This is a genomic window from Desulfovibrio sp. 86, assembly GCF_902702915.1.
Classification (GTDB): Bacteria; Desulfobacterota; Desulfovibrionia; order Desulfovibrionales; family Desulfovibrionaceae; genus Desulfovibrio.
In genome coordinates this window covers 3,286,223-3,302,558 of sequence record NZ_LR738849.1, presented here as the reverse complement: position 1 = coordinate 3,302,558, position 16,336 = coordinate 3,286,223, and the positions used below count along the sequence as shown (strand labels likewise).

The window sequence follows — 16,336 nt, the reverse complement described above, 5'->3', positions numbered from 1 at the left end:
CAACACAGGTTTTTGGCTATGCGAAAAGTGAAATCCGGGGCATGGGGTTGCGGAGCATAAAAAAGAGCGCCCACCGTTGCCCCTGCCAACGTAATGCACTTTACGCCCCAGAGGGCGTGATACCAGTTGTTCCAACATCACGTACCGCCCGAATAATCTTGCATATCTCATCCGCTGGTAGGCGGATGTCACTGGTCTGAACAAAACCTGTGGGTTTGCCGCCAACAATGCTTTGAAGAAAGACCATTTGCTGGGCATCCGTTATGGCATTTTGAACAAGCAAAGCTCTGTAGGCGGTTGCCATTGCCTTTCGCTCACCGGCGGCAATGCTGAAATTGACTAGGGACACCGCAAGTCTAAGAAAAATGATTACTGACGTCAGAACAATACCTGTAAAGACTAAGCTTATAAGTATCATGGGTCCGGCTTCAAGCGGAGCATCTGGCAACTTGTTCAGGACAGGCTCAACAATGTCGGGATAATACCATCTGACAATAAAAGTAATCCACGCAATAATTATCAATGCCGCAATGCCAAAATACAAGATTGAAAGACATCTGTGACTTTTTTCTAACCGGCCAAGAGCATTAGCCGGAGATTTTAGGGCCGCTGATTTTAAGACATTCTTCTTGAATGCTTCAAGATCTTCTTGTGCTAATTGTATATTTCCGTTCAGCGTACGAAGTTGCCCGATAGATTTTTCAACATTTTCACTAAATTCTGTTGCCCCCTTTTGTTGTTTTGCCTGCTGTTTGCGGAAATCTATCATTGCATACAGCCAGACACCGCCCTGCGTAGACTGCTCCGGTGGGCTTTCTGACCCACTTGAACTACCGCTGCCCATACCCATGGCGCAATATCCTATGGGACTTTGCATGGGAACTAGCCCTTTATTCGTACTTTCAATCCATTTTTCTATAAGCAACTTTTTCTTGTCATCAAGTTCTTCAATCGAGCGTGCTGTGGTGCTCAATCTGGCCAATGAATTAACTTCTTCTGATAAATCTACCAAACTGTTATACCATAATTTATAATCAGAAATTAAAGCTTCTATGTATGTTAGGTTTCCTTTGTTTCCTCTCTCTCTTAACAAATCAATTCCTGCTGGAAAATTATCCTCCCGAAAGCTTTGGAACATCTCTTTATCTTTGTTCACCCAATCCAAAAGATTTTCTGCTGATTGAAAAGATATTTCTTCATCAAATGGCAAGACAATAAAAGGCTGTTGTGGTTGCTTTGCGGCCGAAGTGGCATTGAGCTCTTGAGGGATACTGGCGTTATCAGTCATCGTGGCTCCCTTTTGGTGAATCGGCTCTATCTGGCTGAAAATTACGTTCCTCTACGTCTGCGGCACACATTACCGTGCCTTCTTTCACTGCTTTAACCCTAGCAAATCCCCAAATACACCGGCGATTTTCAATTAACCTTATTCCCTGTCAGTTCCTTGGTGCAACGAATGGGCAGCACTGGGCATGCCAGGGGCAGACACCATGTCTACTGGTCGCCCTGGGCATTCATTAGTTTGGGGTTTTTCAGTTCTTTGCATGGCCAGCAGTTCTTTCTGCAGGTTGATAACTTCGTCCTGAAGCCCTTCTAACTTTTTGTACAGGCGTATGATCTCGCCCTTGGCCTCGGCAAGCTCTTTTTTGGCTTCCGGGGCCATCTTCATTTCATTGGTGGATTCGTTCGTCTCCAGCTCTTCCCGCGCGTTGTCCACAATCATGCGCAGTACCTGTCCCCACGAGCCGCCGCAGTCTGCTGCCATGGCTTCGCCCACGCGCAGGATTTCCAGCGGTGGCACGGGCAAACCCTCGGGGGTACCTCGCCCAATAAACATTGGGCCTTCACCGAAGTAGAGCCACTGGCGCGACAAGCGAGGGTACCACTCTAAAAATGTTGGTAAGTATTGCCAAAGGTTGTGCTGGCCTTCTGGCTTCAGATACCCACCAAGAGTTTTATGGGTAACTCCGAGCTGTTGGGCGCATTTTGATTTGGCGAGATGATTTTTATCAAGTATTTTCAGTACTCTATCATATAGCATGGTGAAAAATTCCCATATATAGTATAAAATTACTTGACCATTGGTAATTTTTTACCATAAATACCAACTAAAGACGCCACGCTTTTAGAACCAATTTCGCAAAGCGTAAATGCAATCATTTTCTTAGCAGGGAGGCCACCCTATGGCAATGTCGCGGTATGAACGCCTTCTGGCCTGGAAGGATGCGCATCACATTTCCTTCAATGATATCGGTAAGCAGCTGGGTATGACCGCTAATGGTGCCCGCCAAGCTCTATTGAAACCAGAGATATTCCAAAAGCATCACGACAGGTTGGTAATTTTGGGCTTCCCCAAAGATTTACTGCCTGAACCCTGTGAAGAAAGAATGGGCAGACGCAAGCGCGAGCCGATATTCCCTGGCCTGCAGGCTCACGCTCAATAAGCACCCCTTATTACACTAAACCCTTTTTTTGACTTTTGCCCACGCAATTTACGGAGGCGCAATAGCATGGCCGGAAATATCGTTATCAAACCCTACCCTTCGCTGGTCGCTGTGACGCACCAGATGGTCAAGGCTGCGCCCTCGGGGCTTACGCCCGGCAGCATTGCCGAATTTGTGGGCTACACCAACTACAACACGATGATGTCTGAGCTGTCGCGCCAGCCAGGCCACAAGCTCGGCGCAGACATGCTGCTGCCGCTTATGGACGTGTGCGAGTGCGACGCGCCCGTGGATTTTCTGGCCAGGGAGCGCGGCGGCATTTTTTTGCGCCTGCAGCAACCAGCCGCCAGCGGTGGCGAGCTGGTGCAGAGCCTGGCCCGAACCATAAAGGAATTTGGCGAATACGCGGCCTCGGCTGCGGAACGCATTGCCGACGGCGATGTTGACCCCGAAGAGATGGTCAAGATCGACCGCGAAACCAATGACGTGGTTGAGGCCATACTGAGCTTTCGCAAACTGGCACTGGCCACACACGAGGCTAAGTACGGCAAATAAAAACGCCCCGACGTGCTGGAACCACGCCGGGGCAAAACTCCATAGGAGCTATCTGATGGCAAAAATCTATTTCGAAAAGCGGCAACCTGTCAAGCCTGAGGTCTGCAACAAAGGCCCGTACGTGGCCACCTACATTATAGCTGTTGGTGGTAAACGGTTGCCCGTGCGGGCAACGCACCATGACCTGCTGGACATGCTGCCCGGTATTTTGAGCGAAGGTGGCCGTATCTCCCAAGTTTGTCGGCAGGAAAAACGCGCATGAACGCCATACCCGCCAATACTGACCAGCTGACGGTCTACACCGTGGCATCCTACCGCCACCTGCATGCCGTGCGCCTGTTCCAGGCGCAGTTGCGCCTTCTGCCGGGCGTCAGGGTGCTGGACTGGACATGGGCCGCTGCGCCTTTGGGCTTGCCCGTCAACGAACGCCGGCAATGGATGAACGCCGGCAAGAGCTGCGCTATGGCCGAATTTTGTGAAACCTCCTGCGGGCAGGCCGACCTTATGGTCTACCTGGGCGATTCCGGCAAAGACACTGCAGTTCAAATCGGCATGGCCAAGGCCATCGGCACTCCCATCCTGGGTATAGCCGGGCCACTGGAAGAACCAGGGCTCATGCTGCATAGCGCGGTGGCCGAGTGGGTGCCAGGGCCGTTTGAGGCTATTGGGCGCATCAAACGCATGGCCCGCTGCCGCCTGCATGGCGAGGCGGATCAGGACTGCCGATCATGCCGGGCCGAACGCTCCTGCACGATGGCCACAAATTCCATCTGACTCCCTCACTAACGGGGGCTGCGTATCCGTCTACCACACGCAGAGGGAGAAATTTTATGAGCACACCTGCAATCATCCCCCCAGCGCCGGAACTTGGCGCACTCAAGAGCTACCTGCCCCTCCTGCCGCCCATGATAGCCAGAAAAAGAGTCCCATTTTTTACTGGTGGGGCCATTTCATCCAAAAAGCTGGCCAATGATGACTGGGGCGGCAAAGGGCCAAAAGTTCGGCAAAAAATTGGCGACGCGGTCGTGTACCCTACTCCGTTTTTTCTCGCATACCTTGAATCACAAGGAGTTACGACAATTGTTGTCCCAAAGATATAGCTCCCGGCTCGCCACCCTGCGAGAGCGTCAGTCTGGCCAGAGCTTTGCGACGCTTATCGAGGTCGCACAGGTGCAGGTAGACCTCGGTTGTTGTCACAGACCCGTGCCCCATAAGTTCTTTAAGCATGTAAACGTCCGCCCCGGCTTCCAGCATCCGGGTGGCAAAAGTGTGGCGCAAGGTATGCCACACAACGCGGTTCTGGGCGTTGATAACGCCCTCGTTGAGCTTCAGCTTTTCGGTAATACGGCGCATGGCCCGGTTAAGGCCGTTGGCGTCGCGTGCGGCGCCATCCTGCCCTGGAAAGAGATAAGGCCCCGCACTTGGGCTGGCCATTCTGCGCCGAAGCATTGCAAGGGCATCAGAAAACAGCTGCCCCACATGCAAGGTTCGGGAACGCCCGCCCTTGGTGGAAACATTGTTCTCAGAGCCCTTGATTACGCTGACCGTGCCCTTTATCGGGTCGCACGACTCGCGCAGCAGGTGAACAAGCTCTCCTGCGCGCAGGCCAATGTCCAGAGAGAGCAGGATCATGTCGTGCAGCTCGGTTACGTCTTCGTGCCTGCGCCCTTCATAACCCAGCAGAGATTCAATCTCCCTGTCATTGAGCACGCGCAGTCGGCGAGCATCAGCCTTTTGAACGCGCACTCCACGGTGTCCACGGTGCGTAATGACAGCAGGGTTCGGCCCGTCAAAAAGCACTGTGCCAGGAGCTCCAGGCGCGTCCGTTTGTTTGGCATAATTGAATGTCTCACGCACTACTTTAAGGGCATGGAGCACAGTTTGCGGCGACAGCCGGCCTTCTTTGTTGTTTTTGTTGCGCCCGGAGAGCGGCCTTTTGGCAGCAATGGTATCCCCAAGGGCCTGGAGGTCGGCGGTAGTAATCTCGTGGGCGACACGGGGGCCCAATACGGGCAGAATATGGTGGTCAAGCAGTCCTTCGACATTGGATGCATCAAGGCGGTGCTCCTTGGCCCAGGAGCGGTACGCCTCAGCCAGTTCACCAAAGGTGACGCGCTTGAGCTTCACGCGCTCGGCAATGCGGGCTTCTTCCGCCCTGGCGGCTTCCTGCATCTCACGCTTTTCTTTAAGAGACTGGGGGCGCTCTCCAGAACGGATGTTTTGCTTCAGCTCGTGGAGGAGGTTTACCGCCATTTCAAGCGTCCAGCCCTCAGAGGCCCAGCCAAGGGCCTCAAGATTTCTCTTGCCAGAACCAGAGCGATACCGTATTGCGAGATACCGATCAGAACGTCTGCCATACTTGCGCTCAGGGTGATCACGATAGAGAACACCCGTGGCGCTGCTTGCGTGCCAACGCAAATCATCGCCGCCAGTATTTGTAGCGTCACCGTTCTTTTTGGTGCCCATATGGTGCCCACCTTCAAAGTTATTTGGGGAACTTTAAGGAAAGGGGTTACACCACAGCACCATGATTTTCAAGGTATTACAATTCAAAGGGAACCATGGGGAAGTATGCGCGGCTTACTCCTAAGCTGTAGGCCACAAGTTCGATTCTTGTCGGGCGCACCATTATATTTCAAAGGGATATGCGATTTTATCGCGCATCCCTTTTGTTATTTTTGCGAAATTTTGGATTTGGTTGCCCGCGGTTGTCACCCGCCTGTCACCCGCGCCCCTGCTGAAGTAAAAGTCAAAAAAAGGTGCTTAGGGGTATAGCCATATCGAAGAATATCTTTTAACATTACCACCCATACTGACAACGATTACTAACTACAAAAAAGGAGATCGCAATGCCCCTGAGCTATAAAGACATGCAGGACTTGTTGATGCGGGAGCTGCGACTGTACCATTTTCCCATCGCCATAAATTTTCATAAAACTCAGGCTGATGTGGAAGAGTTCAAAAAGAAGGCCCGCTATGTTGAGCCCGTTAAGCCAATTACTTATTGCCAATGGGAAATAACCGCACGCATGCAGGGGCAGACCGTGCTGGCGACCAAGGAAAAGCTTGGTTGTACCAACTCGCAGGTTTCTTTCGGCTGGAAAGACATCGACGAAGCTGAGATCAAATCACAATCCAAATACTGCAAAGACTTGGCGCAGGCCGAGCGTTTTTTGCGCTCCAAACCCCGCCTGCCTCTGAACTCCGTTGTGGCAGTGTCTGTGGGCCCGCTGGCTGACGCCGTCATGCAGCCGGACGTGGTGCATTTTTACTGCGACAACCTGCAATCCTACCATCTTGCAGTAGATTACATGGCAGGAACAGATACCCATCCCCTGCGCCCCATGGTGACTATGAGCTCCTCCGCCTGCGGCGGCTCTGTATTCACCTACCTTGAACAGAGCATGAACATGTGCCCGGCCTGCTCCGGCAGCTACAACGCAGGCAAAACCGAGCGCGGCGAACTGAACGTCTTCATTCCCGGCGCGCACATCGGGGCTACGGTTGATCGCCTGATGGAACGCATAGCCAAATCAGGGGCCGCATCCATTACACGTCCCGGCGATCCTTTCCCGGGCGCGGATATCTGTAAAAACTGCCCCCTGATCATCTTTAAGAAAAGCGGCAATGAACCGGAAGCCTGCGCCAGTTGCTCCAAGGCATAAATAAATTCTTTTTAGGCAGAACCCCTTAGAGTAGCTGTTTTCTTTTGTTCACCTATTTTTCAATGCCCTTACGATAACTTCGTAAGGGCATTTTTGCGTACACTGGCGACTACCCTGTGGTTACCCCGGAGTGTACACACCACCCCAATGGCGAGGCATTCAGGGCTAAGTCAACTATAAGAGAGCGTGCGAAACCGCTCATGCATGAAGTCCACGTGCCAGCCCCAGTTGGCTGAAATTATAAATCCTCTCTAGAATGATTAAACGGCCAGAGATTCGTGGGCCAAAGTCAATTATCCGGAACTGGTCTTGTCATTCTTCACCGTAGAGTCTTGATGTCTTGTCCAACTTTAACTGCTTTATCTTGGCATACAATGTGGATCGCTTGATTTTCAAAATATCACAGGCACTGCCCGGCCCATATATTTTCCCTTTGCAAGCTTCAAGAACGTACTTGATGTAGCGTTTTTGCATCTCTTCAATACTGGGAAAATCATCGAAATAAATTGTTTTTTTGTTAGATGCATGATCAGAAACTGTTTCACGCTCCTTTGTCTGTGACGTCACAAGGAGTTTTAAGTCCAGAGTGCCATTGCGAGAGAGGATAACAGCGCGTTCGATGACACTTTTTAATTCCCGAATATTGCCAGGCCATGCGTAGGCCATAAGCTGCTGCTGTTCCGCAATGGAAATTTTAGATTGCTTCCGCTTATAACGTTTAGTGTAGTAATCGATAAAGTGTTGGGCGAGCAAAAGGATGTCATCGCGCCTTTCCCTTAGTGGGGGCAGGACAAATGGAACAACAGAAATGCGGTAGTAGAGATCTTCACGAAATGTTCCGTCCGCGACCATGCACTGCAAATCACGGTTTGTGGCCGCAACCAGGCGAAAATCAGATATGCGTGCCTTTTCTCCGCCGATTCGGAAAAATGTTTTTTCCTGTAGAACCCGGAGCAGTTTGACCTGTATTGACATGGGGATGTCGCCCAATTCATCGATAAACAGCGTTCCTTTGTCTGCGAGTTCCACAAGGCCGCATCGTTGGCGTAAGGCTCCGGTAAACGCGCCTTGTTCATGCCCGAAGAATTCACTTTCAAAAAGGGTCTCAGGAATACTGGATGGATGAACAGGGATAAAGGAACCCAGGCACCCGCTATGCTCGTGTATACGCTTCGCCAACACCTCCTTTCCCACACCAGTTTCTCCTAGTATAAGGATGGATGCGTCGGTAGGCGCCACACGATCCACTTCCTGCAGCATGGTCTGTAAGGATTTTCCGTAATACGGTGTTTTGCTGGCGTCTATTCTGGCTGCAGCTTCTTTATTTTTGTGGGCCGCCGTGGATGACGAGAATTCCATGCGCTTTTTTGTTTCATGAACAATGCGCAACTCCTGCTTGAGAAGTTTATGTAATGGATCCAGTATTTTTCGTGAAAGATGCGCAATATAATCAGGTAAATAAATATTTTCTAACATCATACAAAAAAATGAGCCTTCAAGGCTCATAAACGGGAAATATAGAGTTGCCTCAGTGCCATCGTTGTAGATTTCAGGGGTCTGGTCATTAATACTCTTAAGGCGTTGCAAGTGTTTTTCAAAAAAAAGACTCCCAATTTCTTCTGATGTAATATGATTTGCACCAAGGCACGTGCAGCCCCCTGTGTTATCTATGCTAAAGATAGCGCCGCGTTCAATTCTCAGTTCCTCACATATGACAACAATAATTTCTTGAATTCTTGCTTCGGGTTGTGTCCAAAATGAATTCTTTTCAAGGCATTGGGTAAGGGCCTCAACCTTGGCAAGTTCCTCTGAGTCTGTCAGCAGATTAGGGCGCCGCTGGTAAGGAATCCCATCGTAACTCAGGTGCTGGGAAAAGAGTTTTTTGCCTCTGGCGTAAAGCGCATTTGCTTCTTCTTTTGATCCCGCCTGTTCATATGATTGAGCCAGTGCAAGACATGTTCGCGCCAACTCCAGCGGCGCCTGTGCTGCCTCGGCATAGGCCAGGCTTTGGCGAAGAGTCTCTGCCACCACATATGGTGCAGCCCCGTCTCGCTGATACTTCTTGGCCCGAATGCGTAACGCTGCGGCACGAAACATCTTGTTAGGCCCACTCAACGCAAACGAAAGCTCCTGCTCAAAATCATATCCAGGTATGCGGGGCAAATCGTGCTCTTCATACGACCACAGCATGTCAAAAAGCCAGGTGCACCCGTAATACGGACGAGATTGCCCATATAACGCCGCCTGCTGCATGCTTTTATGGAGGACAGCATGCGATTCCGTAATCATATTTCTTTGATAATAATAAAAGGCAAGGACTCTTTTTCCCCAAATCCATAATCGAGTTTCTATTTCAACCTGCGTAGAGGAAAATACATCATCAAGAAATTTTAGCGATTTGTGATGTTCGCCCATACGCATCAAAACATCTGCAACTTGAACTTCGCTCCACAATTCTGCAAGGCGGTTGCCCTGAACATGAGATTGCCTGCGTACAGATTCCATTAATCCAAGTGCTAGCGTAAAGTCGCCGCAGCTACAAGCTGCACTAGCTGCAGTTCTAATTCCCATTGCAGAAAAATAGTCAAATCTATCTGCAAAAATTCCTATTTCATGCAGTTGTAAGCAGCGCAAAGTTTCCTTGCACTCTCCTTGCATAAAGTAAATAAGACCTTGAGCATATTTAGTAGAGCTCAAAATATCAGAATCTGCCAAAGCTTCAAGATTTACAATTGTCCTAGACAGAAATGCGTGCGTGTAAGCTGTATTGTGCTCATTTGACAAATGCAATTGGCAGGCTTCAGTCAAGTCAAGCAACAGGGTTGAACGCACATCACCAATAGATGCTGCGGCCCGCCTTGCGTTAGATAAAAGGGCAAGTGCTTCAGGGACGTTTTTTGCCAGGTACATGGCAAGATTCTCTGTACACCGAATCAAGACAACATACTTTGCGATGGCATCCGCTTGAGCGTTGTGCCATGACCACCCCTGAAGAATTTCCATCAGCATATCAAGGCATGTCTTTGCCGCCGCGCTTTTGCCGAAATGAATGAAGGAACGCACTTGTTTCAGCAAGGCTTCACTTGCACTGAGGTAATCCTTGTTGTGAAGCAGGGCTAGACCTTTGGCAATATCGTGCTGCGCATGCCCCTTCTCTACAAAGCATCCGACAGAAAAATTGACTACCTGCGCAGGTTGACAAGTCTCGGTCAGCATCCAAAGTCCTGCCGACTGATCGTGCATAGTGTGCCCTTGTTTTTCCAATTTAGTAAGCAAAACAAGCGCTTCTTTCTGTGAAATACCCATGGGTTCTGCAAGGTACAACAGGGAAACTGGTTTGCCTAAAGCAGACAGCAACAACAACAGCACTGACTTCACCGAAGGATCGTTATTGACAGGCATGGTCATCCCTCTCCCCGTGCAGATTACAAGAAAAAATCCAGAAAATTGGATTTTTTCCTGTAACATGGAGCATAAAAAATGAGAAGCGATAATATAAAATTCTAACAAACCAGCATGTTACATGAATTCAAGTTCTATGGCACACGCCTTGCTAATTTGAAGTCAATAATTGGAAGGATGATCCGTCATAAACTTGAGTTGAGGAGGGTAACGTGACCACACAAATTCTGTCGCCACCAGTGTTACAAGAATCAAACAAAAAACTTTACGTATCTTGCATCAAATGGGGGACAACCATCCTAGCGCCAAGCATGATAATTCTTGCATGCTTCTATGGCGGGCTTAGTAAAGAGGTAGCCTACTTTCTGGGGCTAACAGCGTGTGCCGTTTGCATGTGGGCGACAGGTGTTATGCCAAGCAATCTCGTCGCCATGATGCTGCCTGTCAGTTACATTTTGGTGGGAGTGGGAACGCCGCACGACATGTTGGTCAGTTGGACAGCGCCTATGGGGTGGCTGGTTCTTGGTGGGTTGCTAACTGGTCTTGTTCTTTCGCACACAGGGCTGGCCAAGCGCATTGCCCTTTGGTCGCTCCATAAAACGAGCGGCTCCATGTTTACCTTGCTCTGTGGCTTGTTGCTTGTCGGATTTATCATTGCCCCATTGCTTCCTACGGCACTCGGTAAGGGCATTCTTATGTCGGTCATCTGTATCGGCATTTGTGATGCTGCTAAATATGCCCCCAAATCACGTGAAGCATCGGTCATCATGTTAGCCGGATTTCTTGCCTCAACAGCGCCGCGCATGGGGCTGTATACAGGTGGCGGAGATGTGACTCTGGCTCTGGAACTGATGAAGTCAACCGGAGTCGCTCTGACCTGGGGCGACTATTTTATCCAAAACTATGTGCCGAACATTGTCTATTGTGTATGCTCAATGCTGCTCCTTCTGCCGGTGCTTCGCCCGAAACAAAATATAAATACTAGGAGCTATGTAGAAAGCCAATACCGGCAGATCGGAACAATAAGCACCATAGAAAAGCGGGCGGTATGTCTGTTCATCATCCTGACTGCATTGATGATGACTGATAAATACCATGGCATAAATGCCGGTTGGACCATCATGCTGATCGGGTTTATCAGCTTTATCCCAGGTCTTGGGCTTGTAGATAAAAAACAGCTGGAAACACTGAAGCTCGGTCCAGTCTTTTTTGTAGTCGGCTGCATGGCTGTCGGCGCAGGTGCAAAAGTCACAGGCGTGGATAAGCTTATTGCTGCCCAACTACTCCCCCTCCTTAGTGGCAAAGGAGAGTTGTTCACTATCGTCAGCACGTATCTTTCAGCCACAACGCTTAAATTTTTATTGACCCCAGTAGCGGCAGCCGGAGCTTTTACTGTCCCCCTGGTAGAGATTGCGAGATCTCTTGGGATGAATCCTCTTGGTCTTATATATACCTTTATATATGGGCTGGATCAGTTTGTGTTGCCCTACGAGTACGCTGTTCTGCTCGTGTACTATGCCACCGGATATGTCAGCTTAAGCTCTATAGTGAAATTTTTCACAGCACGGTTATTCATGACCTTGATTTTGCTCGTCATCGTCTTTTACCCGTACTGGAAATTGGCCGGAGCCATCTGATCGATAAATCCACTCATAAAAGGAGACGCTGCCAGGTTGTTGTGTGTCACAAGTAATCTTTAAACAAAAGGAAAAAGCGTATGATTTCCACATGTACATCAGAATTGCTGCCCGAAGAACTTATGGATCTCGACCGTATTGGTCGCACAGTGCTGGACGAATTTATTGAATACTTCAGCCGCGCTAATGCTCTGGAGTTAGCGCAAAAGTTGCACTATCCGCATGTGCGAATCGCGGGAGACAAGATTCAAATCTGGCAAACACCTGAAGAATATGCCAGAGACAGCGGGCACGAGGCCCTTAAGGATTCCGTTCAATGGGGGTATTCTGCATGGGGTCTGCGTCACCTTATCCAGGCCAGTGCCGATAAATTGCACTATGCGGTTGAGTTTTCAAGATTTACCAAAGAACATAAGCGCATTGTCACCTATGAATCTTTCTATATTATCACAAGGCATGGAGATCACTGGGGCATCCAGTCGCGTTCCAGTTATGCCGGTGTAGCCTCTAATAATACAGCTTACTAAAAGCTTTTTGTATCCTGGGCTGCTAGGCTTTAGTGGAGTTGCCCCTGCTAAACCGGACACTCCAAGATTTGCAATGAACGGATAAACTCACGAGGCGAGAGCATCCGCAGGGCCTTGTGCGGGGCATTTTCATTATAGTCTTCAAACCAGCAAGGGAGTAGCGCCATCACAGTTTCGGCATCCGGTCGATCATTGCAGAAGACGTAATCCCTTTTGAATGTTTTGACGAGAGCTTCAGCCATACCGTTACTTTGAGGGCTGCGAACTGGAGTAAACTTGCTGACGATGCCCAAGGCGGCGGCAAACGTTACTGTTTCTCTTGCCGTGTAGCAGGAGCCGTTGTCGGAGAGCCATTCAACTGGCTGCAATGTTTTGACATCCCCAAACCGCTTTTCAACGCATGCCAGCATGACGCTTTGCGCCATGTCAGCACTGTACCCGCCAGTGGTGGCGGCATAGGCCATAACTTCTCGGTCGCAAGTATCCAGGGCAAAAATGACGCGCACCCGCTCACCGTTGTCGCAGGCAATCTCAAACCCGTCAGAGCACCAACGCTGATTTCTTTGTAGTGTGGAAACCTTGCCCGTGTGTGCCTTGTCAGGTTGGCTGCCAGTAAACCGTGCCAGCAACAGGTTATTTTGCCTCATTATCCTGTACACACGTTTATGGTTGACCGGAGTGCGCCCATCGGCAACCAGTTGCCGATTAAGCAGTCGCTGGATACGCCGATAGCCGTAGGTCTGGCGTCCGCCCAAAAGTTCGACGATCAGCGGTAGAAGGAATGCGTCTTCTGCTTTGCTGTATCGTTCCGGGCGAGGCCGTGGGCTGCGGCTACGTTCATAGGTGTTGGATCGGGACACCGCCAGGGCGTCTGTGACCCGTTTCACTGGAAATCCTCCACGCCGGACAAGGGCAGCCGCGAGATAAGTTTTTTTTCGCGGCCAATGCGAACAGCTTCTTTGAGGATTTCCACTTCCAGTGTTTTGTTGCCAAGGACGCGTTCCAACTGACGGATTCGCTTTTTCAGGGCCTTTACTTCGGCAACGCTGACAACCTCGTCATTGGCTCCAATGGCTGTTTTGCCGCCTTCACTCATCTGCTTTCTCCAGCGGTAAAGCAAATTGGGAGCAACGCCATACGTTCGTGCCACCAGAGAAACCGACTGACCTGGGGCCATGCTGGCCTCTATCAGGCGAACTTTCTCGCCGACAGACCAACGGCGACGGGGCGTTATGTTTACTATCTCCACCGTTGAACTTGTTTTAGCACTAGTTCCAGACATAGTTCCAGCACCTCCTCCTTAGTTAGAGGGGTGTCCGGTCGAAATGGGGGCTACTCCATTTAGCAGCCCAGGATACCTTGAAGCACCAGTCAGAATATTAAGATAATTTTCTTATAATATTATGTAATTATAGAGAAAAATTGCAGACATCCTCCCTGTCCATGCAACCCTTAGGTAGAAACATTCTGGGGTGCATTGCTTTTCTGCTCTTCAGCCGCCGCCATGTGATCCTGGAATTCTTGAGGGCGCTCTTCACGGTATCGCTACAGCCAATTCCCGCTGATTTTTCATACTCTAGTGATGCTGCTGAACAGGCAGAAGTCCAGAATCTTGGTAATCCCCCCCAAAAAAAGTAGTATTTCAAGATAGAGTTTCAGAGAATAAGCAATCAGGAAATTTTACGCTGAAAAAGTCCCGATTCACGGACAGTAAAATCTTGGTGATTTTAAAACAGGCCAAAAAAAGGCTGCCCGTTCCCGAACTTTGCCGTAAGCACGGCATGAGTAGCGCGTCTTTTTACAAATGGCGGCCCAGGTTCGGCGGAATGGATGCATCCATGATGGCTCGAATGAAAAAGCTGAAAAAGGAAAATGCTCGTCTGAAGTGGTTGCCCGCAAGAAATTCGCTGAGATAACGGCCCGGAATACATAAGCGTCCGGCTTTTATCGTGGGCAGAGAAGCTGAACATTACAATACGCATATTCAACCGGGAAAACCGCAGCGGAATGCCTACATTGAGCGCTACAACCGAACAGTCCGTTACGGTGGCTGAATCAGTATCTTTTTTGAATCACTGGAAGAAATACAGGAATTTGCCACGGCCTGGCTGTGGACATATAACAATGAACGGCCAAACATGGCATTGGCGGCATCACCCCGGTCATGAAACGTAAACTGGTGACATAGGTTCTACTCTGAAGAGCTACTAAAAAGGGATTACTCGGGCTGGCCGCAGTATGCATCAGAATGCAGACTCAAAACGTCCGCAACCTAGAAAGTGCGCCGGACCGGCTGTAAGCAGACAAGAAACCATCGAACCGAAGTGAGATCAATCGTATAGGCTTGGGGCTATTCTGCCGCATCTTCTCCAGAGGGCTGAATTGTGCCGGATTCTTGTGCCTGCCCACACTCGCTTGCCAAAATTTCCATCCTTGTTTTCAACGTGGCATTTTCACGTATAAGCTTCAGGATTTTTTCCTGAAGCTCCTCATTCCTGGCAAGCAGTTTTTCCAATAACGCATCGCTAATATTTGCAGAGTGTTTCTCCACCTGGTCGCAGCCGAGACGTTGTTTTTCTGTCATTAACATCGCGCCCTCTCCCCAAAAAAGCCATTCCCGGTTCACCTGGGGAAAAGCGCGGACAATATTATTCAAAAGCTCAAGTCGAATTTTCGACTGGCCCTTAGGCTTAAGGTAGTCAAGAAACGTGGTTGGCTTTGAGCCAACCATCACCGCAAAATCATTCTGCGTCAAGCCATCAATGCTTTTACGCCAGGCGATCAAATCTCGCAGGCGTTCGCAAATCTCTTTTTGTTCTAATTTTCGATTGACCATATTCGAATTTTCGACTAAATATTTATCACCAGCAGCTAGAGCAAAGAACTTTTGAGAATAGGTATTCTTAAAGTTTAAGCCACATTCGTAATGGCGCGTACCCGCAAAATAATATGCGCTTACGCCACCACGACCGGCGCCTGTTCGCGCAGCCGTCGGAGTGTTTCAAAATGAAAAGGCCCTGATAGCCGCAGCCAAAAACCACGTACAAAAAACCGCATTTTCTTAATAACAAGGAGGTCGATCAATGGCAACAAAGCAACATACCCACCCGCAAAAACGGCATGCATCGCCATGCCCTCTCATAGTCAACGTAGGAATACTTTTTAGTCGGTGAAGGAAGCTTCTGTGACAGCCCGCTCTTACCCGACATTTCCAGTTACCGCCTTTGGAGCTGGGTTTCGCTTGGCGTGCGAAAATTGGACGTGGGGCACAGATCCGCATTGTGCAAAAAAATGGCATTCTGATTGAAGGATGGTACATACATGATTATTTCCGAAGAGGAACGTATGTATTTGACCAGGGATTTATGGGAATGCCTTTCTCCTGCGCAGCCAGAAGTGTACCCTGCAGGTAAGATGCGGCAACAACTGAAGCACAAGCATGCGCCACCTCCCCGGCGGAGAAGCGCTCGGCAGAGAACAAGAACCATAATCCAACAAGATAATGAAAGATATTCGCAAAAAATGAAAACCGGACACCCAAGCATTTCTGTGCCGCCCGCAAGCCGGGGCGTCGTATTTATCATGGCAATCTCAGCCGGCGTGGCAGGTTTTATGTTGGCAGGGTTCTTTGTCTGCCTCCTATTTGCCGGATTGATTGTTATATAGTCGTGTGCAATGCGCTGATAAAAAACTCGCAACTCTCGAGAGTATCCCGTTCATGCGCACATGGTTAACAGCGGCGCTGAAAAAGACTCTGACCGGAATTGCTCACCTGGACATTGCAAAGCCGTAAGGCTTCGAAGACATCAGGACTGCGGCACTGTGCGGGTTGTTTCGTGCTCGTTTTTCCGTGATGCCCAAACTACCCGCCGCACACTTTGCAGGCCCGAAAGCCCTTTGCTTTCGCTTCCTGTGGAGAGGCCAGCGGCACAGTGCACGCCTTGCAATTGAAATACTTGCAACCATTGTTGTGGTAAATGCGTGATTTTACGTTCCCCCTGTAGGCAGGCCATTCCGCCTGGGCGGTCATGCCCGGAGTTGCCGCCAGCAGGGCGAGAGTCAAAACAAAGGCCATGGTTACTATGCGTGGCATGCTGCACCTCCGG

17 protein-coding genes and 2 pseudogenes are annotated in these 16,336 nt (G+C 49.7%); 11 read left to right on the top strand and 8 right to left on the bottom strand.

Annotated features, from left to right (window positions below; all coding sequences use genetic code 11):
* Nucleotides 1-100: 100 nt before the first annotated feature.
* On the bottom strand, nt 101-1,288 hold the full coding sequence (locus DESU86_RS13595) for a hypothetical protein (RefSeq protein ID WP_179981512.1): 1,188 nt from the start codon (nt 1,286-1,288) through the stop codon (nt 101-103).
* A gap of 138 nt (nt 1,289-1,426) precedes the next feature.
* Complete coding sequence (locus tag DESU86_RS13590) at nt 1,427-2,041, bottom strand: hypothetical protein (protein ID WP_179981511.1); 615 nt, start codon at nt 2,039-2,041, stop codon at nt 1,427-1,429.
* Between the two features lie 142 nt (nt 2,042-2,183).
* On the opposite strand from DESU86_RS13590, the gene DESU86_RS13585 reads away from it, so the two are divergent.
* From DESU86_RS13585 to DESU86_RS13565, 5 genes are all read left to right on the top strand, one after another.
* Complete coding sequence (locus DESU86_RS13585; RefSeq protein WP_179981510.1) at nt 2,184-2,444, top strand: hypothetical protein; 261 nt, start codon at nt 2,184-2,186, stop codon at nt 2,442-2,444.
* Between the two features lie 66 nt (nt 2,445-2,510).
* Nucleotides 2,511-2,999: a phage regulatory CII family protein gene (locus DESU86_RS13580; RefSeq protein WP_179981509.1), complete on the top strand. Its 489-nt coding sequence runs from the start codon at nt 2,511-2,513 to the stop codon at nt 2,997-2,999.
* Between the two features lie 55 nt (nt 3,000-3,054).
* Nucleotides 3,055-3,261, top strand: coding sequence for a hypothetical protein (locus DESU86_RS13575; RefSeq protein ID WP_179981508.1), 207 nt, complete (start codon nt 3,055-3,057; stop codon nt 3,259-3,261).
* On the top strand, nt 3,258-3,773 hold the full coding sequence (locus DESU86_RS13570) for a translation initiation factor 2 (protein WP_179981507.1): 516 nt from the start codon (nt 3,258-3,260) through the stop codon (nt 3,771-3,773). The genes DESU86_RS13575 and DESU86_RS13570 overlap by 4 nt, the downstream gene beginning before the upstream one ends.
* A 56-nt stretch (nt 3,774-3,829) precedes the next feature.
* On the top strand, nt 3,830-4,099 hold the full coding sequence (locus tag DESU86_RS13565) for a hypothetical protein (protein WP_179981506.1): 270 nt from the start codon (nt 3,830-3,832) through the stop codon (nt 4,097-4,099).
* Here the strand turns inward: DESU86_RS13565 and DESU86_RS13560 are convergent.
* Nucleotides 4,071-5,465: a tyrosine-type recombinase/integrase gene (locus DESU86_RS13560; protein WP_179981505.1), complete on the bottom strand. Its 1,395-nt coding sequence runs from the start codon at nt 5,463-5,465 to the stop codon at nt 4,071-4,073. The two genes, DESU86_RS13565 and DESU86_RS13560, sit on opposite strands and share 29 nt — an antisense overlap.
* A 383-nt stretch (nt 5,466-5,848) precedes the next feature.
* On the opposite strand from DESU86_RS13560, the gene DESU86_RS13555 reads away from it, so the two are divergent.
* Nucleotides 5,849-6,664: a DUF169 domain-containing protein gene (locus DESU86_RS13555; RefSeq protein WP_179981504.1), complete on the top strand. Its 816-nt coding sequence runs from the start codon at nt 5,849-5,851 to the stop codon at nt 6,662-6,664.
* 312 nt (nt 6,665-6,976) lie between these two features.
* On the opposite strand, the gene DESU86_RS13550 is transcribed toward DESU86_RS13555, so the two are convergent.
* A complete protein-coding gene (locus DESU86_RS13550) occupies nt 6,977-10,066 on the bottom strand; it encodes a sigma-54 interaction domain-containing protein (protein ID WP_179981503.1) in 3,090 nt (1,029 codons plus the stop codon).
* Between the two features lie 212 nt (nt 10,067-10,278).
* Between DESU86_RS13550 and DESU86_RS13545 the strand changes: the two genes are divergently transcribed.
* Both DESU86_RS13545 and DESU86_RS13540 read left to right on the top strand, forming a co-directional pair.
* The gene (locus DESU86_RS13545; protein ID WP_179981502.1) at nt 10,279-11,703 is read left to right on the top strand and encodes an SLC13 family permease; all 1,425 of its coding nucleotides are present in this window, start codon (nt 10,279-10,281) and stop codon (nt 11,701-11,703) included.
* Between the two features lie 80 nt (nt 11,704-11,783).
* Nucleotides 11,784-12,230, top strand: coding sequence for a hypothetical protein (locus DESU86_RS13540; RefSeq protein WP_179981501.1), 447 nt, complete (start codon nt 11,784-11,786; stop codon nt 12,228-12,230).
* 47 nt (nt 12,231-12,277) lie between these two features.
* Here the strand turns inward: DESU86_RS13540 and DESU86_RS13535 are convergent.
* Nucleotides 12,278-13,512 (bottom strand): IS3 family transposase gene (locus DESU86_RS13535; RefSeq protein WP_179980143.1). Its coding sequence is split into 2 segments (ribosomal slippage): nt 12,278-13,155 and nt 13,155-13,512, totalling 1,236 coding nucleotides; the frame shifts between segments, so codons are not numbered across the junction.
* Between the two features lie 403 nt (nt 13,513-13,915).
* Here DESU86_RS13535 and DESU86_RS14720 point away from each other — a divergent pair.
* Together DESU86_RS14720 and DESU86_RS14715 are read left to right on the top strand one after the other, a co-directional pair.
* A pseudogene (locus tag DESU86_RS14720) lies at nt 13,916-14,143 on the top strand (transposase); the annotation flags it as partial.
* A pseudogene (locus DESU86_RS14715) lies at nt 14,142-14,418 on the top strand (transposase); the annotation flags it as partial. The pseudogenes DESU86_RS14720 and DESU86_RS14715, both read left to right, overlap by 2 nt.
* A 162-nt stretch (nt 14,419-14,580) precedes the next feature.
* On the opposite strand, the gene DESU86_RS13525 reads toward DESU86_RS14715, so the two are convergent.
* The gene (locus DESU86_RS13525) at nt 14,581-15,066 is read right to left on the bottom strand and encodes a hypothetical protein (protein ID WP_179981500.1); all 486 of its coding nucleotides are present in this window, start codon (nt 15,064-15,066) and stop codon (nt 14,581-14,583) included.
* A 119-nt stretch (nt 15,067-15,185) separates the two neighbouring features.
* Nucleotides 15,186-15,362 (bottom strand): hypothetical protein, encoded by a 177-nt coding sequence (locus DESU86_RS13520; protein ID WP_179981499.1) that lies wholly within the window; start codon nt 15,360-15,362, stop codon nt 15,186-15,188.
* Nucleotides 15,363-15,551: 189 nt separating this feature from the next.
* Here DESU86_RS13520 and DESU86_RS13515 point away from each other — a divergent pair, with 189 nt between their 5' ends.
* Nucleotides 15,552-15,896, top strand: coding sequence for a hypothetical protein (locus DESU86_RS13515; protein ID WP_179981498.1), 345 nt, complete (start codon nt 15,552-15,554; stop codon nt 15,894-15,896).
* Between the two features lie 196 nt (nt 15,897-16,092).
* Here the strand turns inward: DESU86_RS13515 and DESU86_RS13510 are convergent, their stop codons facing one another.
* Nucleotides 16,093-16,323, bottom strand: a complete 231-nt coding sequence (locus tag DESU86_RS13510) for an Ada metal-binding domain-containing protein (RefSeq protein WP_179981497.1) — start codon at nt 16,321-16,323, stop codon at nt 16,093-16,095.
* Nucleotides 16,324-16,336 lie beyond the last annotated feature (13 nt).